Below are 22158 nucleotides of genomic sequence, written 5' to 3'. Positions count from 1 at the left end.
TGATCACATTGCCAAACTCGTCTACTAAGGTTCCATCGGCACGTTTATAAACTTTACGGCCATTAAACATTAATGGTTTACCGTTTTTGCCTAGAACAATCTCTGCAGTGGGTGACGATATCTCCCCTATATCATCTTGAGATATTTTTAAGCCGCTTTCAGTAACAAACTTGTTATCATCCAAGTAAACATCATTACCATCTTTGTCTTTAACTGGAGTGCCATCTTCATATACCAATTGACCATCAACATTTTGATATACTGGACGTCCGTTAACTGTCATTGGTTCACCAGATGGCAAGGTCGCTCTTTTTCTAGTAGAGAAAGAAGTATTTAAAGCCTGTCTCTCTCCAACCACAGACACGCCATCCACTGTCACTTTACGACCATCACCATCAACAATTTCACCATTTTCATTGAGCCTCAATGGGTTTCCATTCTCATCTATCAAAAGGCTACCATCAGAGGAAACTAGTCTTCCCTGATCATCAACGAATACTTCTTGTCCCTGATATAAAATAGGATTACCGCTTCCAGAAAGTACTTTCCCCAAACCTTTTGAAATACCTGTATTAATGGGTATTCCTTCAGTGTTGCGCAAAGGAGTTTTAATTAAATTTCCATGTTCATCTGAAAGCTTCCCGTCTTCTCCAACATAAATTTTATTACCACTTCCATCCAATATGGGGTTGCCTGAAGAATCAACTAAAACACCATCTTTAACAAAGGCGTCAGTTCCATTGAATGTTAACGCTCTGCCGTTTGCATCAGTTAATGGGCTCAGAATTGAAAGAGATTCACCAGCAGAGGTATTACGTGTATCAGAAAATAAAATGGGATCAGTGACAAGGTTCCCATCAACATCAACAAGGTTCCCATTATCGTCCAGCATGACAATAGAACCCTTTGCGTCAATTACTGGTTTTCCGTCCTCAGTAATCAATTTTCCAGTTAAGGGGTCGCGGTATACTTTTTTTCCATTAAAATAAACTGGCTTTCCATTCTTATCAGTCACCAACTCAATATTCGATTTAGCGGCAAGACTCTTACCTTTGCTTGTTATGAGCACACCGTCATTTGTAGATAAAACCCCTGACTGTTTAACCAATGCACCATCTAAATACACAAGGTGTCCATCAGAGTTTATATAAATCTCTTTTTGCAGAAGGTCTTTAACAATCACGTTGTCATATGTCTTGAGACCATAAGCATCCTTATTTTTAATAGAAACAAATCGACTTAGATCTTGGAAAACATCTTTTCCACTGAACTGGAGTGGTTTGCCTTTAACATCAGCTAGCATTCTGTCTGTGGATGTATAAATGTCTGATAGGGAAATCTGTTGAAGCTTATTGGATCTTGAAAGTAAGTGACCATATTTATCGTAAGCAACACCGATACTATTTTTCAATGAGCCAGAAAGGACAACCCCAGCATTTGCTGTTAACCTTCCATTATCCGAAATAGAAACGGTTTCCTTAGAGGCAGTTTTAACTTCTCCAATCTGTGAAATCAGAATATTGTTTACACCAACTTTAACGGTATATCCGTAGTGAACAATAGGTTTGTTAAAGCCATCAACTAAGTGCCCTTGGTCATCTTTAAAAATATCACTGTCACCAAATCTCTCAAAATTATTCAGCTGTTCAGTTAAGCGGCCATTATTATCAATCAATATACCGTCATAAGAGAATAGAATTCCATCCTTCAAGAACTTAGTTTTGAATTGGTCTGTAAGAATTCCTGTATCACGGAGGTAAACCCCTTTCTCCCCCCACTGGATACCTTCACTATATCGATTGATTAGCTGCTCTTGCTCATCATGGAAAACAAAATTTTCAGAATGAAATATGGGTCTAGAGTCAATCGTTGCAAGCTGAGATTCCTTAGTAACATATATATCTGAAGTTCCAACTTGAGACATGTTTCCAGGCCTATTTGCTAATTGGCCGTTTCCAAGATAAATGAGTCCATCTGAAGTAAGCAAACGACCATTCAATCTTATTGTTGAAGTTGAACTGTCATAGAAGGAACCATCATTTGACAGATAAACCTTATCGTCACTAGCGGTTAAAACTGGAGAACCTGTATTGGAGTATACAATTAGCCCTGAATCATCTGTTGATATCTCTTGATTATCCAATTTGATGGGGATGTCTTTATTATCTACCAATTTCCCATCTGTTCTAATATAGATATCTGAATAACCCACTTTTAAGGCATCAACCTTATCAACCCCTTTAAACCCAAGCCTTCTTAATTCTTCTATCATTGCGGCTTTAGCTGCATCATCAAAAGTACACCCACAATTAGCGATATCGGTTCCATTGTTTGAACTCCTATCATGATAAAGAATAGGTAGACTAGCCCCCTCACTGCTTTTTTTTGCAGCCTCATGAGCTTCTTTATTTACCTCATGGATGGACTTTTTGTACTCTTCCGACACTTTAGAATCTGCGTCTCTTTTTGCAGGATCAGAAACGACTGCAATATCAACCTTGTTAACCAGCTTCCCTTTATCCTTTTTCGAAAAAAATAGGAAAAGACAGACTATTACAGCAACAGACACCACACCAGAAACAAGTAAGAAACCTCTATTTTCAGGTGCAAATAATTTCATTTCAGGATCAAACTTAAACTTTGATAAATCAAAATCTTTCATTGAGAACATATTTACCCCTGCTTCTCTAAACTAACCTGAAACTCAATCCCATTATCATTAGTCAAAGTAATGAAGGGTAAAAATTGCATTTCATAAATCATGTATTTATTCGGACCTGCGTAAAAGCTTTTTGCTTGAGGGAATGTTGGAGCTAACTTTGTTTTAACGAAAACAGAATTTTCATTGCTTAGCCAAGCCACAACGTTGTGGTTGTTAGTTTTTAATTTTTGAAAACCATCAGGGGCAATATTAAAAAACAACTTTTTCATTAACTTGTCATTTCGGATAGCAACTTTTGATGACAGTTGAAAGTGTTTTTTAGCTAACGGACCATTATCTCCTATCTGCAGTATTGGCTGAGGGTGGTACTTTTGTTTTGTGTTCACAACCCTTACAGTTAGGGACGTCGATTTATCTGCCAAGAGTAATGTTAAATTTGTGGAACCGACTCTACGTTCTGACTTTAATCTAAATATATTTTTAAGCTTATGGGATTCAATGACTGATGAGGTCACAAGATTTTGGTTGCCCGTACTTACTAAGACTAGTGGCCAAGGCTCGCCAGTAGCATCTAGAACACTGACTAAGGTGTCATGACCAGGTGTTAAATAAATTACAGGGGAGTCTGCACTTGGGTCAGTAGACACAGAAATGATTTCTTTGACCATGTCTGCTGGCCTATTTTCATAGATCGCATCATTCTCATTTTTCTGTAACTCAAGAGCTTTCTTAAGAAATTCAGGAGACAACCCAAACCGCTCTAAAAGAATAGCTTCCTGTGCAATTTTCTTAAGATCTTCATCGGTAATTTGATTGATTACCGATTTATCATTTTTATCTAATGCCGCTGCCAATTGCGGGTCTAAAGAGCCCTCCTCTTGAGCCATTACATCTGACAGAACAAATACACTCAAAAAAACGAACCAACGGATTGCATTAAGTCTCATCACTTATCTACCTCCAAGCTCTGAGATTAAGAACCTCTTAATTTTTAAACCCTCGATACTATCTAAAGTTCGGATGACCTTAACCTCTACTTTTAATCTTGTTGGTTGAAATGACTCTTTACCTCCCCCAATAAACAGATCCACCTGAAATTCAGCATCATATTCAAAATGACTACCCTCAAGCCCCTTCCTTACAAATTTAGGAGCTGTTTTCAACTCTACCCACATTGTTAAGTTGTCTTGATCTATCAAGTCGATCCAACCGTTTTTGATTAACAGCTCTTGATAGGTTCCATAGCCTTTTCTTGTAAACAGCTTCTCTAGAGACGCGAGGTGATCTTCGTAGTCTGTAAATGATAAATGCAAGGCACGTTCTGTTGATTTACTAATAAATCGAGACACTCGCCCTAATGAATAAGGCTGTTCCACAGGTTCAATTTGAACAACCTTTCCATTTTCATCAGTTGTATAACTTAGTGTTATTGGAGGTCTGTTAGAAATAAAAGCTAATGCTGCAGCAAGTACCATAACGGCAATAATAATTATCACGCTTATTGATGAGAAAACTTTTACCACAAACCTCAGATGCTCGTTTTCATTAACTATTATGTCAGATGAAAACGGGGCTCCTGCCTCATATATTCTTTTCTTTGGTGAATGAGTATTCTTCATTGTATTTTTCCAATATCACTTATTTGAAGCCCATAAGGTGATACTGTGCGGTCAACCTCAATAAGCTTTACAAGATACGAAGTCGAGCTATGCTCATCCTTCCCTGAAAGGTTTTCTTCTCTAGAAAGTATTTTCACTCTAACGAACCAAGTCACCTTCCCATCAATGATGGTACGACCTGCGTTTGGTCTATTATCTGTAGCTGGCACCGAAACCAAATTAATGTACTCCGTAGATATTCTTTCGAAGGTTCCTGATTCGGCAAAGGACGTTAAAAATGCGTCCCAACCTTCGTAAGAAAACCTGTCAGAAATACTTCTGAGATGTTCTTGATAATCTCTGAACAAGTAAGTGTTAAGATCTACAACTGTATTAGTGGCAAAGTTGAAAACATGTTGAGCTGGCAATAGCTCATTTAAATTAGGCTGAATTCTTTTAACTTGGCCATCTGGACTGAATGCAACAGTATCGCCTAAATTAGGAGTGGTGCTTTTTATCACAACCGCTGAAGCTAAAGCCATTAGGACTACTGACAAGACTAAAATTCCATACAGCCTTTTTTTAATATCTTTCTTTAATTCAGCATTCTTTCTGCTTAAATCAAGAATATCTTCTTTGGAGTACGATGCAGGAGATTCCACTAGAGCAACCTAATCCTTTAAATCAACAAGCAATTGCTTTGTGTGGTTATCAAAAGCATCAATAACACTTTTGATGATTTCCAGATTCTGAAACGGTGTAAGTGAACTCATTGCGTGTGATTGTTCTGAATCAATGTGTACCACACCAGTCTCTTTATCTTGATTAAAGCTAAAGGTTGTAGCTAATGGAAAAATTGACGCTTCATTATGAGTGAAAATGAGTTGCGGCTCTTTATCCATGCTTAAGTCATCTGAATCAGCAAACTCAATCGCATTTAACGAATTAATAAGCCCGACATTTAGCGCAGCCTGCTCCTCATTTTTTAGTGACTTATACTCTTCTGAAAACAAGATAGTTGTATTCAGTTTCAGCTCACCACCAACTGAGCCAAGTTCATATAAGGCTTTTAATGTAATTTCTTGCTCTAATAACAAAATCAGTACCCTCAAACATTTTAAAGTGAATTAGACCTATCAAAAAAAGCCAAATCAAAGGAAAACTGACTATTTCTGAAAAAATAAGAAGGAAGTGAAAAATCTGATTATTTCGAAAAAAAAAGCGTGAATTCTCATTGGTGTTACTCGACCATATCGATAATTTTGATTCAGACTTTTTTGATATGCGATTAAATAATATTCCAGTTTTTAAGACTATTTGTGTAACAGCTCTCTTGTGTGTCTTTTATTTTCAGATGCATATTTACAATTTGGTTTCGATTAAAGCAGCCCCGAATTACCAAATTGGTAAAACATGGGATGATTCGGTATCACTTGAGAAAAAAGATCAGGTGGTAAAAGCCTATGCGCTAATAAAAAAATATTTAGGTGAAAAGGCTGTAATTAAACGTTTTCAATATGCACCATTCAATTTAATCAAAATAGACACTGTAATTAATGGTATTGAGCGTGATTTTTATATGCTTCCAGATGGACTTCACCTGATTGAAGGAACGCTATATTCGCCGTTTGCCTTACCACCAGCATTAAAAGAAAGCCACTCAAAAAAATTCAAAGCTCTTGCAAGTGCTAATAAAGACAAAGTTGCTCAACACAAAAAACTTGAAAGAGAGTTTAAAAACACGGTTTCAAGCGATGACGCAACTCAGCCAATACTTGAAACTAAAGTCGCACCAACCAAGCCGCAAAGCAAACTTAGGCTTCCTTCAAATAACTCTATCGTCAAGCAAAATGCTAAAAGAGAAATATTCGAAAGAACAAAAAAACTCGATTACATTGAAATAGGCAACAATAAGGCACCATTGGTTTATGTGTACTTTGACTTTAATTGCAGTGGATGTCAGAAAGCCAAAACTGAACTGCAAAAATATACTGACTCAGGAAAACTGCGTGTTCGTTACCTTCCCGTTGGAGTTATTACTGAAGAGTCTGCAGTTAAAGCATCATTAACCATGATCCCCGATGACAACGCTAACCGAAAAACACTATTTGATTTCTTCAATGACAAAGGAGCAGTAAAGACCCTTTTAGATCAAAAAGTCCCTGAAGAAAAATTTATACAAGGTCAGTCAAGAGTAAGAGAGGCAAACGCTGCATTTTTTGGTTTACCTAAAACCCTAACCCCTACATTTGTTTTCGAACACGAGGGAGTAATTCAAATTACAAACCCTGTATCGAGTAGAGCAATCGAACATCTAGTTACCCAACTAAATAAATGAGCCCTATAGGGCTCATTTATTTAACTTTTCAAACATGGATATCTCCACTCGTATAAATTCGAATTATTGAATATCTAGGGGTCAATATGAAATTTGTTGAAGCAGAACCTGATAAGGTTGTTATTAGGCAAAAAGATTGGCAACAAAATTACAATCTCCTTGCCGAAAGACTTTCAAATCTTGAGTTAGTCAAAAAAGGGACCGTTTCTCGAGCTCAAGCCAACAAGTGGCTTGAATGTGTTTGCAAAGTGCATCCGCTTGAGACTGCTAAAGCCTGCATTACGCAAGCTGGTGGAATTGGTGCTAAAGATTCAAGGGCATTACAAGCTCATGATAATGGCGAATACTACCCTCACCTAAAACCGTGGCAAATATACAAAAGTAAACAGCTAAAAGCTTTTCCTCTCGACTTTTCGGTAGGAAAGAATGAACAAAGGTTTATATTAAATGCTGTTAGAGAGCACTTCTTAGAGAAATCAAACTCCATTCGGTCTCTTGATGTTGAGAATGCTATGGCTGGCTCTAACAATGGGTTTATGCGCTCAAGGCCTGCCCTTTATGCAATCAATAACGAAACTGGAACTGAATCGATTGTTGATATTCATATTAATAGAGGGCAAATAATTACTGAATCAGACGTACAAAGGCTTCATTACCATCAAATGGTAGCGACCTATAACAGCCGCTCTCCTGAAAACAGATATCAAATCAATGTCCAAATTAAGCCTCAATTTCTAGATAGCTTAAAGGTTATGGCTTCAATTGGCCCTGAAAGCGAAAAAGCGGCAACCGTCATGCTCAAAGAGGCCTTTAACAATAACTCTGACTTAGTCAAATTAGACACCAATAGCATTGCCCTAAATAACCATGTCTTTGCTCCTCTTTGTGAATTAGTTGTTAGTCACTGGGAACAGATTAAAAAAGGGGTTGAATTGGAGTTCAGAGAAGAAGATCAACATATCCAATTCCCAGAGCAACATCGAGAAGAGTTTATCGAGCACAGTAAAGCATACTTGGTTGCACACAAATTAAAGTCTGTCGCTGAAGAAAATCTCAAGAATGCGAAAGAAAAATTCGAAGCGTTCTCTATTGAAACAGGGGTAGAGGAAAATATGTCTTCCCCATATGAGGGAGCTGTATTAAGAGAATACAAAAATATTGATTACCCGTTGATTCATGATCTTTTGATTCACAACCATAACGTTGACCCTGCATCCCTAAGAGATCCTAAAGTTAATACCGATGTATTAGTCGATATGGTCGAGAAAAGTAAAAGAAACAACACCACCCTCTCCCCTCACGAAATTGAAGGCGCTATCAACCTTGGTGCCATTTCAAAGGAAAAAATCAAGCTAGCTTGCGAGCAGTACCAAATCAACGTGAATGATTTCAAGAGCTGCGAAATAAGAGCTTATAAGTCGGGGCAATCTTCAGGTCCTGTTCATGATGCCATCCAACAGATTGATAAAGAGATTGAAGCTCGCTCTGAGACATTAATTAAAGATTTAAACAACGCTGAATTTTTAGATAAGCCAAACCTCATGAATAACATGAAAAATTCAGGTGTTTCCTTGGCGATGGAATTCTAAATTTAGGAAAGTAATGATGAATAATAAAAAACACGATTATGCATTAATCAAGGTTATTGGCTACAACAGCAGTAAGAATTACTTATACGGCTACCTTCAGCCCGAAGGTCAAAAAATCACAGTTGCCGTTAATTCTAATACTAAAAATAACTTCATTAATTACATGAAAGATGTAGATGATAAAAGGCACACTCCTCAAGGTAGTATCGTAGCTCTTTATAATCTTGAACCAAAGAAAGGAAATTCTTTTTATACCGCAGCTTGGGGTACAACTGTAAGCAAGGATAGTGATAATGAGTCTGTAATTGTCAGTCCGTTAACTATCTCCCCAGTTATTAGTAAAGAGAATGGTAAAACACTAGTGTTAGCCAGAGTTCTTGATGAGCAAGCCTTTTCTGTCGCAAACCCTGAAAATATTTATAAAGCCGCTGAACATGCTCTTAATCAAGGCACTCCAAACGGTCTAAATGGGCAACGGGGCTTTTTAATCAGAACAGGTCAAAAAGGCAGTGAAAATGTATTTTCTAGTAGCTTTAAAGGCGGCTCAACCCCCCAAGAGACCATTACTAAGCATCTCAACGCAGAGCCTATTCCAGGATTCAATAAGAATCCGCTTTTATATGCCATTTCTGAAGCAGAGAAAAATATTAAACCAGGAAATGGGTTTATCGAAATCGTTGCATTTACAGATGCAATTGTAAATAACTATGGCAACCCACAAAATGACCATAGCCTTGCAGCAAAAAAGAACTTCAAGACAATTGACCAGAATAACAACTCAGTACCTAGTTTTGCTAATGCGGCTATTGTTCTTGAGTCTCTCCCAAAGCAAAATCAATACTCTCAAATCAAAAAAATTGTTCCACTACCTGCTGCAAAAATCGTAAATAATCGCCATGGTCTTGTAGGTCGTTTTTCAAAAACAGCCCCTGACAGCATTCCTTATATCATTGATACAACACCTGTTCCAATAGTCGATCATAGTGATTCTCGGCCAGTAACGATTCAACCGCACAAAGCTTCGGGTTCAAGTAAATATACTTCTATCAGAGTATCGATAAAGCCTGAATTAGATGCTCAACTTTCAGAAAGAGTAATGGCAGCTGGTACTTCCAAGCCATTAAAAAAAGAAAACCACTATTTCTTTACTATTAAAGATCATAGTGACAATGACACCATCACGCTAAAAGGGATTATTGAGTCTAATCTTTCCGATCTAGCTGGGACTCCTGCGTTATTTAAAACAACAGGTACATATCAGGGACAAAACCATATCTTTATTATGGGGCGTACTAATGAGCCTGAGTTTAAAAAGGGGTTAACAGACCTTGCAAATAACTATGAAGGCAAACTATTAGAAAATGGAATTTGCGTACTCCCTAAACAGTATGAGATTCAAGCGTCGAATCACATAGCCGCTCTAACATCTAGATCTTCCGAGGTTGCACCAGAGCAATCACATTTCGAAGAACAACTAAAAGGTATAAATAAAAAATTACCGTCGAAATCCACAAAGTATTCTGACAAGCCATCCTATTCTGAATGGCTTCAACAGCGATTCTTGGGTGACGCAGAAAGAATAGCGGAAACATTTGAGTCACGGATAAGAGAAATTGCAGATGATGCTGGCATAAATTGGGATGAGAGTAAGCGAAATGTATTTTTCCCAAGCCTAGACGGTGCTGAAACGATCATAAAAGGCACTGCTAATGTAAAAATGCACAACAAAGCACACAATGGCTCTGGTGCTATTTTATGTCATTTTTCATCAGCTAAGAATAAACACGGGGAAGATGTCTATGGCTTAATCATATCATTTAACAACTTAGCTAAAGACAGAGATAACCCAACTCATAAATTTGCATCGTCTCAGCACACTTATGAGCTATATGAGTCCGAGGTATGGCAAAGCAATACATATAAAGCTCCAAAACAACCAACGAAAGAAGAATTAGAAGCTAAGAGAATCGAAGCAGAAAAGACGAACCTTTTAAAAAGAGCTGAAAATGCAGAGAACGCTGAAAAGCAAAGAGTCAAAGCATTTCATGATTTCTCTGCTCTAGCCCCACTAAACCAGCCTCACAAGCAACTTGAGAACAAAAAGCTCACTGAAGTAGCTGCGATATTGAACCTTAAGCAAACATACCATAAAGCTCATCCAAATAACTTAGCTTTTGCATACGAGCTATATGACATTAACAATCGTTTTGTGGGCTACCAGTCTGTATTCGAAGAAAAAGTTACCTTTTCAGAAAAATCTAAACCGACCAATAAGCGAAATAGCTATGGCTTGATAAAACTAGATGCTTTTACTGGTAGTCCAGTTGGTGCTCATAGAGCATTAGGCACTATTGAAGCTGATAAACCAGATACTATTTACTACTCAGAAAGCTGGGGAAATGCTGGATCTATATTTAATGCCACCAATAAACCATCTGTAATTTGTTTAGATGCGAACAACATGAACCATGTGATTGGGCTCTATAAGCAAAAATACCCAAACCATAAACATGTTCACATTGCTGATAACGATATGTACAACCCACTCAAAGGCAACCCTGGTGTTCTATCTGCATTAGATAGCGCCTTTAATCATGGTGTTGAGTATGTAATCCCTAAAGTCACTCAGATTGAAAATTATGCCAGTAAGAAACCAACCGATGTAAGTGATATATTCGTAGAGCTTGGCGCAGTTCATCTCCAGTCACAGCTAGAATCTACAACCCAATTACAAACTAAAGGGAAGTACACCTATTTAACTGACAACGGACAAGACGTAGAAGTAGAAATTCCAGCTGATATTAATGCCGACCTCTCGTATTACTTTTCAGTAATTCAATACTGCGCTGACCGCGATTTAGAGACTAGGCTGGCACAATTAATTAAATTTGTAGATCAGTCTTCTTTCAATTTCGAAGGGCTAAATCTAGAAAATATTATTAAAAGAACACTTCAAAATAGAGAAGCTATTTGGAAGCAAGCAAAGCCTGAGTATGCATTATCAATTTTACCTTCAGATATAACTAGCGAACTGTTAACACATTTAAGTAATTCAAACGTCCGTCTTCCTACACGTACCATTATTGAAGCACCTAAGGCCAGTAAGGGTAGTTCACAGCCAGATTCAAAATGGCCTGTAACAGTAAAAATGGGGGAATCACTAAATCGCCCAGGCAAACGAGTGGTTAGGATTGATTATCAATCAGAAGAGCAAGCACAGATCATTCTAAACAAACTGAAAATTAACGACATAACGCATGTGCATAATTCTCAGGAAAAGTTTTTCCATGCTCCATACAAATACATCAATATTATTAAAAGCCATCTATCGGCTTTAACTGGCGATCCTCAACTATACGTTGGTCCATCAATCAAAAAGGATGGGAAGCTTGTTATCAGAGGAGACTTTAACAATGAATCATTTGCTAAAAAATTCAACAAATACTCTGAGCTTATGTGGGTCGAATTCTCTGAAGCAGAGAAAGGGTACGTCATTAACAGCAACAGTGACTATGTATTCCTAAAAGAAATTTTTAGTGAACAATTCAAGCCCCAGAATCCGAATTCAAGCCAAATTAAGCTCATTGAACACAGCGAGGTCGGGGAGCTAGAAAACACACTTGAAAATATTGCTAACACCTTAGATATCTCTAAGCGTGAGATATCAGTTCATCAAGTCCACTTAAAAACGCACAATGCACCATTAGCTAAAATTGATAGCCCACTTATTGCTGCATTGTACGCAAAAAGTAAACTTGAGCTTTCAGAAGATAATGAATTTTCATCCTTACCGATCGAAACTAAAATATGGTCAACCTTAATACAGTTGCATTCAAATGTTTACTCGATCGAGACATCAAACCCTACATTATTCGACAAGCACTTTGAAGATATCACACAGGCAAGAAACATCCTTGGCTCACTTTTTGAGTATGACGCAAAAAAGTTCAAAGAGGAGCAAGCTCAACAGCTAGAAAGAATCTCGGCACAAAAAGCTGAGCAAGCTCAATCAAACGAAGTAAGCGCTCTTGCCAATATTTTCAAAGAAGTAACCGAACGCACTCTTGAAAATACAGAGGCTGAAGTAGAAAAAGTATTAGATCAGGTTGTTGATGATTCTGAAATCGAAGTCAAACAAGCTGCTCTACCCCTTCTTGAATCAGAACTTGTTCCAACTGAAATTGAAGAGCCAGAAGGCGTTTTATTAACAGCTCAAGAGCTTAGAATTCAAAGCCTTCACGACCATATTAGCATATATGCAAACGAAGGATTTACTGCAGCTGAATACCAAGAAAAAATCAAAGAACCTGGCAGCCCTTATTACTTTTCGGACAAGGGCTATAACCACGAGCTTATGGTGGCCGATGTTTCTTACATTAAGAAAAACTCAACTGAATTTAGTCAATATGAAGGAGTAAATAAATCAAATGACAAATTAAATTTAGCACTTCTGTTCATCGCAGTAGAACGTTTTGCTAAACAAGAGCGCCTTTCCCAGCTGGGGGAATTCATTAATGCCTTACTCGATGATGAAAAAACAATTCATAGAGCTCTAGGATACTTGAAAAAACCTGAGTACAAGGGTGTTAAAAATCCTTATTACAGTGAATTTGATAAAGATTATGATCATGACCTTATTAAAGATGACCTGCTTGATCTTGAAGGTATTGGCAATAAGGATATATCAACCTTTGCTGGTTATTATCGTCATTTAGATGAAGTAAGAAAAAATAATCCACTAGAAAGTGTTCCAACTGATTTGGTGGATGACACTATTAATCAAGTTATAAAACTTAATGAAAATACAATTAGAAGCGTTGACCTTGTAAACAGTGACTCTAGTGGAATCTATCTGCTTTCTGACTTTGAAAATGAAAACCTGAAAGGCACGTCTGTTCTTGCAAAATATATCGAAGTGGCTGATTCCCCTGACCCGCTTGAAAATGTAAATATTCACAATATTAAGCAAGAGATCTATGGTGAAAACCTACTTAGACACTTTATCGTTGAAATTGACGACCAAGTGATAAATGTTGTATCTCACATCAACACTCAAACTCTGCAGAAAGTAAGCTCGCAACACAGTACTCAATTTTTTGCCACAACTGCATTCAACCATAAGGCTAAAGCATATAAGCCTGAAGTCATTGAGCATCGTGACATTGAGCAAGAGAATAAAGACAACGCTAATCAAGATACACTAATCGAAACGGCCTCTAGTTTTGTACCAGAGGTTATTGAAGGTGAGTTGATAAAACCTCCTTTCGATATACTAAAAGAGCTTGCAAAAGAAGCCGCAAAAAATGAAATGATTTATCAAGATTTTTATCAAGAAGTCTTTAAAACCGAAGGAATATACTTTGATAAAAATCCGTATGTTATTGACGGGGAGTTAAACAAGAAATCCGTACTTTCAGATCTTAATGAAAACGGGTATCAGACCCCCAAAGCATTCTATGAATCAATATACCAGCTATACCTAGAAGCTAATGGACAACAAGCAGGTCAGCGAGATTCAACCCTTATTCCACCAGCGATAGAATCAAATGTTCCTCTGCGGCATCAATTTGAATCACTAGAAGCATTGCTTGATAACAACTTCTTTAACATGGTTGATGCAAACGTGATTAAAGACACCACATTTAAAAGGTGGCTAATGAGTAGTGATGTACTCCCAATTCATCCTATTCTCGCGGAAGATATTTTTACAATAAACCCTCGACATTTAACTGAAAAATACAGCAATGATGCAATTAAGTTATTAGCTGATATTCACGATATACCATCAAATGATGGTGTAACTATTGATGAATTAGCAGAAAGCGTAAAACTCCAACACGTTGCGCTTTCAGACCTTGCCTCTCTAGGGAAAGAAGGCTTTGAAGAACTCGATTATGAGAACAGACTTGCTATTATTTCAGATATAAATATTCCAGCACTTTCAAATGGAAAGCTTCAGAGTAGAGCCGTTTTTGACCGACTAGTTGAAGTTCAGGAAGTATCTGAATTGCGACTTGCTGAATATTCATACATTGGAATGGCAATTAAACTTGAAAAGGATCAAGGAGAGTTACCTAACTTTGTAAAAAACCAAGTAGCCTCATTGCTTGCTTCAGAAAACCAATACTCGTCTTTAATTGCACACCGCATAAAGAGCATCGAAAACCAAAAAATCCTTAATAGAGTTGAACTAACACAATCTCATTTAAGCCAACTTTCAGAAGCAGAGCGAAATGAGTTAAACACAGCTGAGTTACCAAGCCCATTATCTGATTTTGCGGTAAACATGCCAAGCTATGAAGATCTAAAGCTTGATTACTCTTTCCTATACCAGTTACCTAGCAGAGAAACAGAGCTACCACAGTATATTTCAACATGGGTGCCATTTGGTCAGAACCTTGTAGCAACACTTGATGCGATTAATATCGAAGATTTACTGCAAAACGATATCCAGCCAATCAATGAAAAATCAATGACGGAAGCTCTTCAGTACGTCACCGAATTTATAGACAAAAACGGCTTTATTACATTCACAAACACTGATGGAAGCATTGGCGTTATTAACGCTAAAAAATCTAGAAGAGCCAGTTCGTATGAAATAATTATCTCCAATGCAGGAAAACAGCAGAATGAAGCTCTAAGCGCTGCTTCTATTGAACAGTCACTTAAAAAAATCACTGATAAATACCCCCTCAGTGATTTGAGTTTCCATGCATGGGCTTCTGATGAATTAATAGATAAGTTAAATCCACGGCACAACGCTGATTTAAAAGCAGTTGAAATGATGTCTGCTTCAATTATTTCTGGTGGTTCGGAATCAGAAGCATTTGCAGATGAAGTGATCTCATTGGCAAATGATGAAAATCTGAGTGTTGAATCAAAAGAAAGTGATAACACTCTTCTTGCTATTAACGTATTGGAAGACTTAGACAAGTCACTTAAAGCAAATCTTCTATCGGAACTAAACCAGCTAAGCGTTGACAATACAAGCTCAAAATTAGTGAAACTACTAGACGAAGCACACGCGAGAATAGTCACTGCACAACCTACCTCGACAGAATACAAGGCAATTGTCGAGCCAGCAGAGCAAAGTACGGCCATGGAAATTGATGAACTCGTGGCAGAACTTGCTAATGATGATGTTGATGGGTTCATTAAGAGATATGGACTTTCGGAAGTTGTTGATGTAACAAATTATTCAAACAAAGAAGCATCTGAATCATCGCAACTTCAAAACACCAAACTAGAAGTTGATATCGATGCAACTGTAGAAGCTGGTGATATTGTTACCGCAGAATTTAATAAGAAGCCTGTATTCGGTTTTGTCCAGAAAAACCAAGAAGGTCAGCTGCAGCTTATAAAATACCGTTTCCAGAATACGCTTGATGAAGGCAATGAGGAGATGTTTAAATCAGCCAAGCATGAGGGAACAATCAGTGCTCATTTTAAATCTGATCTAAGTGATAGCGAAAACCCTTGGGTTCCAGTATATGGCCTTTCTTATTCTGAATATAAAGCAGCTGTTAGCGAATCAGGCTTAACCCATAACGATGAGATTAATGAAATTATGGATAATCTCCATAATTTGGATAGCTTATCCCATCAACAAAAGAAAAAACTCGCAGCCATCATGGGAGTGACAACAGAAGGAACTGATTCAGAGTTACTAGATAAGATTGAAAATCGATTTAAAATATTAGATTCAGTCAAAGTTCCAGAAAGCTTAAGAACTGACGAAGAAAAAGAGCAGATTCAATCCACAATTTCTGAAAATAACCTTAAAGACGAAACAGAAATCAATGAGCTAAATGCGGATAATTTTGAAAGAATGGTATCAATTGCTTATAGCGATGCCTTGGCTATAGGTGAAAGCCATGGCTATAACAATATAGTTCTAAATCACGATGAGAATATTAGTGAAAAAATTCTGCTTTCAGAGCTGAGCTTTGTTTCTAAAGTCAACCCACTAATACTCATTGAAAAGCTAGAGAAAAGCCAAGAATTAAAAGAAAATAAAGCAAATACAGAAGAGCACCAAACTCTAGATCTATTCGATACAATCAAAGCTGAAATTGAGCTTGGGGAAAAAGTCTTTAACAAAGAACAATCTGTTTACTTCATTGATGATGGCGAAGTCTTATATGGAAAACTAGAACAAGATGTTCACGAAAGTGACGATGCAGTCATGGTATCCATAGCTCATGAAGGTGTTTTTGAAACCATCATGATAGACCCGTCTTCATTGAATGGAAATGTAGAAACCATTCGCTCTGAAGTAAACAGACTTCACTACGATTACCTGCAATTTGGTCAATCACTTCTTTCAGAACCGCTAACTGCAGATGATATCACTCAGGAAGAAGAGGTCGATTCAGAGCAACTGTTAGCAGCACAGGTAGTAGCAAACCGTTTTAATAAACGTTTTGAAGAAGCTAATTTCCTTTTGAATATTCCTGAAGGCTATCAAGCGTATTTCAGAAACGGTAAATTTGGTTTTTCTTCAACCAATCCTGAATTAGAAAAAGCTCAATATAACGATGTTGAAGACAAAGCATCATTCAATGATTTAAACACACAAATACTAATAGCTAAGCGCTCCATTGCAAAAGAGAAGCGAAATGATGAAAACAAAACTAAATCCATACGGAGTGATGTATCAGAGCCACTTGAAGGAACATTGCCCTCACCTACTGAAACAATTGATTCAGAACAACACTCTGGAGCAAAAAACAGTGGAGATGCAAAAGTCACTTCAAAACAAGATCAATCTGTTAACCAAGCAAATGGAAGCAACGCTAACGCAACAGAAGCCATTTCAGGACAACTTAGCTCAGATACAGACAGTGAAAATAGAAGCGGAAGCCCAAGCAAAAGCGGCATTATTTCCAAAACCAGAGAGTCAGGAATAAAGAAACATACTGGCTATCATTTGACTGAAAATGATAAGGCTGAGCTATCTAAAGCTAAAACCCCGACCGAAAGTTATGAAGATAACCTAGCTGCTATTCGATTAGTTAAAGAGCTTGAGCTTGAAAACCGCAGTGCGACTCCTGAAGAAAAGTCTGTCTTAGTCAAATATAGAGGATGGGGTGGACTTGCTGAGATTTTAGATCCATCAAGATACACGCACCTTGAGAGAAGGAATACTCTTAAAGAAATAATGACTGATGCTGAGTACGCTTCAGCGCAAACGTCTACTTTATCCGCATTCTATACCCCGCCTATTTTGGCTGAAAATATGTGGTCGATTTTAGATAGGTTTGGGATAAAAAATGGCATCGGAATGGACCCTGCTTTTGGTACTGGTATGTTTGCTAATACCTTACCACCGACTATGGCAGATGGAATTACTTTGACTGGTACTGAAATTGATCCATTAACGGCATCCATTGCAAGAGCTATTCAAGGTGGCAGCGTAACCACCAAAGGATTCGAAGAAATTGCAATCCCAGAAAACTATTTCGATTTTAGTATGACAAATGTTCCATTCGGTGACTTCAGAGTTAACGATAAAAAGCATAAGGATTTCTCCAAGTATAGAATCCATGACTTCTTTTTCTTAAAGGCTCTAAACAAAGTCAAAGCAGGAGGGATTGTTGCCTTTATTACTTCATCAGGAACACTTGATAAGAAAAATTCAAAGGTTCGTGAAAAGCTTTCAGAAGTTGCCGATTTAGTGGGAGCTGTTCGACTCCCAACTAACACCTTTGCCGATCTAGCAAAAACTGAGGTCAATACTGATGTAATATTTTTGCAAAAGCGTCTTCCAAACACCGAGCCTTCTAACACCAATTGGCTTGAAACCTCTGAAAAAGAAATGAAAGGCGAATACAGCGGCATTTCAACAGCAGATGTGAGAATCAACCAATACTTCATTGATAACCCACAAATGGTCATTGGAGAGATGAAGTTTGTCCGAAATCATCAAGGGTTAACCTATAAAACGAAATTTGAAGGTGACTTTGAACTTGCACTTAAAGAGGTGATATCTCATTTACCTGAAAACATTTACTTCGAACATGAAGAAACTCTGAAGGCTATCGCTCCTGAAAAGGAACCCAAAGAGCTTTCTTCTGAAGACACATGGGGGCAGAAGTTAGGTTCCTATCAATTAGATAGTGATGGTGATGTAGCTATTGTTCTTGAAGAGTTCGAATTAAATGCTGAAGGAGAAGCAGTATCTAAACAAATTCTTCAAAAGGTAGATAGAAAGCCTAAAGAACTTGAAAGAATCAAGGGGCTAATTAAGTTAAGAAATGTAACAAGAGACCATCTTGAGCTAATGCTTACTTCTGATTCAAATTCAGAATACACAGCCTCAAACGAACAACTTAACTCTGAGTATGACCAATTTGTAAAAAAATATGGTTTTACTAACGGAAGAGACAACAAACGATTATTCAAGGCTGACCCAGATTCAGCTCTTGTTCTTGCGTTAGAGAACTGGGATAAAAATGAGAAGACGGCTTATAAAGCGGATATCTTTACGACTAGAACAATTCACCCAAAAGTAGAAATTACAAACGTTGATAACTTTGAGGACGCTGTATTAATCTCACTATCAGAGAGAGGAGAAGTTATTCCAGAATATGTTGAGCAATTAACCTCAAGTGACTGGAAAGAAATCATAGCTGAACTCGGTGATAAGATATTTCACAATCCTCAAACCCAGCAATGGGAACACGCTAGCACCTACCTTTCAGGAAATGTTAGAGAAAAATTGCAGACTGCAGAAGACTTTGCAACCCATGATAAGCAATATGATCTAAACGTTGCCAAACTCAACGATGTTATACCTGAAACCATTCCATATTATGAAATTGGTGTAAAGCTTGGCTCTAATTGGCTAAGAGCTTCCGATATTGCTCAGTTTTCGAAAATGATCATCACTGGCAATGATGAGCCCCTTACGCCTAATGAATTGAAAAACACATATAAAGTAATGAAAGTTGCTGGCTCTTGGGAAGTAAGCATTTCAGCCTCAATTTCAGCACAAAATATGGGGCGAACCCAAAAAGACTACGGGACCGATGAATGGCCAGCAGCAAGACTTATCGAAGCTATTTGTAATGATCGCTCAATAAAAGTAACGGTTACAGATCCAGAAACTAAAAAATCTATCGTTTTAAAGGATAAAACTAACGAAGCACAAGCAAAAGCAGAACTACTAAAGGAAGAGTTCAAGCAGTGGATATGGTCAAATGACCAACGTAAAGACACGCTTGAGCAAAGATATAACAAAATCAATAACTCATATGTAGAAGCAAGCTACAACGGCTCTAAGATTGAATTTAAAGGGCTTTCTCCGATGCTAAAAGGTAAGCCTTTTGCTCCAAGGGAAAAACAACTTAACGCTGTAATGAGATATCTTGTAGATGGTAGAGCACTGTTCTTACATGACGTTGGCGTAGGAAAGAGTTTTAGTATTCTTGGTTCGATTATGAAAGGGAAGGAGATAGGCAAGCACAACAAACCATTGCTAACAGTTCCAAATGCGGTTTTCCCACAAATGCAGAACCTAGCGCTATCACATTTTCCTAATGCGAAAGTGCTCATGGTAGACGCAAAAGAGCTTAACAAAGAAAACCGCGAGATTACATTATCAAAAGTTGCTACAAATAATTGGGATATGGTCATCATGCCTCACTCAATTACCAAGAAATTGGATGTGCCAGCCGACTTCAAATTAAAGATAGTTGAAGATCAACTTGATGATGTGAGATACACGATTAATCAGCTTTCTAACGATGACTATCATAAAGGACTCAGAATTAAAGGGCTGGAGAAAAAGCTTCAAAATGAAAAGAAAAAAATCGAAGAGCAAATCGAGTCAGCCAACAATTACGACACTGTAAATATTGCTGAGATGGGGATAGATGCTTTATTTGTGGATGAAGCTGATGAGTTTGTTAACCTCGATAAACTTTCAAATATGAATCACGTTTCAGGAATTAACGTATCTGAATCAAAGCTAGCTCGCTCTATGCTTTATTTAACTAAATACCTCCATGAAAAGAATAACAATCAGGGCATAGTCTTAGCCACGGGCACTGACATTAGAAATAACATTGCTGATCAATATACTTTGATGCGTTACCTATGCCCTGACCTTTTGGAAAACCAAGATATCAACATGTTTGATGATTTCATTGGAACATTTGGTGAGATTCAAACGAAATTTGAGATTGCTCCAGAAGGCTCAGGTTTTATCGAAAGAACACGATTGAGTAAGTTCGTAAACTTACCCGAGCTAGCTATGCTCTACAGACAGGTTGCTGATATTGTAAATGCAGATATGGCAGGTATTGAACGACCAAAAATTAATGAAGAACGTATCTTTGCTCCACAATGCGAATACCTTCAAACCTATATGGGTGTATTGGCACAACGAGCTCAAAACTATCGAAATGGAACGGACTCAAATTCAAACGATAATCTATTAGCAATTGCAAATGACGGTCGCAAAGCTGCCATCGATATGCGATTTGTTGATCCTATGATCCCTGATTTTGAAAACAGCAAAACAAACCTCTGTGTAAAAGAAGTTTTAGAGACCTATAACAAAAATGTAGATCTCAATCCTGCCCAAATAATCTTTTCAGATTTTGGGGTTCCAAATAACGAAGGTAGATTTGACTTATACAACGATATTAAAGATAAATTAATTCAAGGCGGCATCTCTGAAGAAAAAGTTATTTTTGCTAGGGATTTCAAGAGTGATGCTCAAAAGCAAGACTTACAAGATAGAATGAATTCTGGTGATATTGCAGTTGCTATTGGCACCACTGAAAATATGGGTGTTGGTAAAAACGTCCAAGAAAGACTTGCAGCTATTCACGATCTTAGTATTCCATGGCGTGTTCGTGATCTAGAGCAACGTGGCGGAAGAATTGAAAGATTTGGCAACATCTTCACTGAAGCTACACGCTACAAATACACAACTGAAGATAGCTTTGACTTGTTTATCTGGCAGAAACTCAAGCAGAAAGCATTATTTGCAGCTCAGACCAAAATCAACCCTCGTGATGCTGCGAGAGAGTTTGATGAAGAGATTGAGCCTAGTTATTCTGAAATTATGGCAATCGCTACGGGAAATCCGTTAATTCAAGAAGCCATTGAGCTGGAAGCTCGCGTTGAACAACTGGAGCTACTATCTCGTAGTCATGAGCGCTCTAAGAACGATCTTAAGACCGATATTAAGTTTTTCGAAAGTAAATTGAAAGGCTACAGTGATGACCATACCAGAATAACTAATATGGTAGAGAAAATCGGTGACTTTAAAGTTTCTATTCTTGGGCAGCCGATAGATAAAATGAACGCAGAAGCTACAGCTAAGGTAATAAACAGCCAAATCAATAAAGCTAAAAAAGCTAAAACTGGCCAAAAGGCTTTTGAAATTGGCTCAACCCAAAATGGTAAGCTAATCGTTGATACTGCGTACCCTGGCACCAAAAAACACGTTTTGCTTTTAAAAACCGAAAATCAAGAAATTGCCTTGCAAACTTCTCACAATGTAAGAGGGTTACTTGAGCAAATCCCAACAATACCAGCCTTGTATCAGACAGAGCTAAATAAGCTTGATGGATATATGGAATTTGAAAGAAACAGAATTGACTCTCTTCAGGGAACGTCTATTGGGGATTTCCCTCATAAACAAGAGTTAATTGATGGAAAGTTGAGATTAAAAGAGGTGGAAGCAATTATTGCTGAAGAAAGTTCAAATGAAGAGCAAAATCAAGCAAATCCTATTCAAGAATGGGAACTAATGTTAGATGACCTCCATACCACTGGAAGCAGCGATACACTTCAGAAAAACTTACTCAAAGAGCTGAAACAGCTCAATGAAAGCAAAGCAGAAATTATTGAACCAGTAATGTAAGTCAGGGGAAATGATGAAGGAGGAGGCGTTAAAACCTCCTCTTTTTTCTTACACTTAAAAGCCATTCAATTATCTGACTATTTTAAAAAAAT

General features: G+C 37.6%; 8 protein-coding genes. 3 read left to right on the top strand and 5 right to left on the bottom strand.

Annotation, left to right across the window (positions count from 1 at the left end; translation table 11 throughout):
- The 5 genes from AC1EU0_RS15065 to AC1EU0_RS15045 form a co-directional block, all read right to left on the bottom strand.
- A partial coding sequence (locus AC1EU0_RS15065; protein WP_480303385.1) for a hypothetical protein occupies positions 1 to 2671 on the bottom strand: 2671 nt, incomplete at its 3' end.
- 2 nt (positions 2672 to 2673) lie between these two features.
- Positions 2674 to 3609: a DotH/IcmK family type IV secretion protein gene (locus AC1EU0_RS15060; RefSeq protein ID WP_480303387.1), complete on the bottom strand. Its 936-nt coding sequence runs from the start codon at positions 3607 to 3609 to the stop codon at positions 2674 to 2676.
- A 3-nt stretch (positions 3610 to 3612) separates the two neighbouring features.
- Positions 3613 to 4281 (bottom strand): DotI/IcmL family type IV secretion protein, encoded by a 669-nt coding sequence (locus AC1EU0_RS15055; protein WP_480303384.1) that lies wholly within the window; start codon positions 4279 to 4281, stop codon positions 3613 to 3615.
- On the bottom strand, positions 4278 to 4922 hold the full coding sequence (locus AC1EU0_RS15050) for a DotI/IcmL/TraM family protein (protein WP_480303383.1): 645 nt from the start codon (positions 4920 to 4922) through the stop codon (positions 4278 to 4280). The genes AC1EU0_RS15055 and AC1EU0_RS15050 overlap by 4 nt, the downstream gene beginning before the upstream one ends.
- Before the next feature lie 9 nt (positions 4923 to 4931).
- Positions 4932 to 5357 (bottom strand): hypothetical protein, encoded by a 426-nt coding sequence (locus AC1EU0_RS15045; RefSeq protein ID WP_480303382.1) that lies wholly within the window; start codon positions 5355 to 5357, stop codon positions 4932 to 4934.
- A gap of 257 nt (positions 5358 to 5614) precedes the next feature.
- Here AC1EU0_RS15045 and AC1EU0_RS15040 point away from each other — a divergent pair, with 257 nt between their 5' ends.
- From AC1EU0_RS15040 to AC1EU0_RS15030, 3 genes are all read left to right on the top strand, one after another.
- Positions 5615 to 6598 carry a hypothetical protein gene (locus AC1EU0_RS15040; RefSeq protein WP_480303381.1) on the top strand — a complete coding sequence of 328 codons (984 nt, stop codon included), beginning with the start codon at positions 5615 to 5617 and terminating at the stop codon, positions 6596 to 6598.
- An 86-nt stretch (positions 6599 to 6684) separates the two neighbouring features.
- Positions 6685 to 8187: a hypothetical protein gene (locus tag AC1EU0_RS15035; protein WP_480303380.1), complete on the top strand. Its 1503-nt coding sequence runs from the start codon at positions 6685 to 6687 to the stop codon at positions 8185 to 8187.
- Between the two features lie 13 nt (positions 8188 to 8200).
- On the top strand, positions 8201 to 22066 hold the full coding sequence (locus AC1EU0_RS15030; RefSeq protein WP_480303379.1) for a hypothetical protein: 13866 nt from the start codon (positions 8201 to 8203) through the stop codon (positions 22064 to 22066).
- Positions 22067 to 22158: the final 92 nt, after the last annotated feature.

The organism is Parashewanella sp. 2210YD4-3 (genome assembly GCF_056591735.1).
Note: the sequence above shows the minus strand (reverse complement) of the source record. Positions and strands in the feature narration are given on the sequence as shown.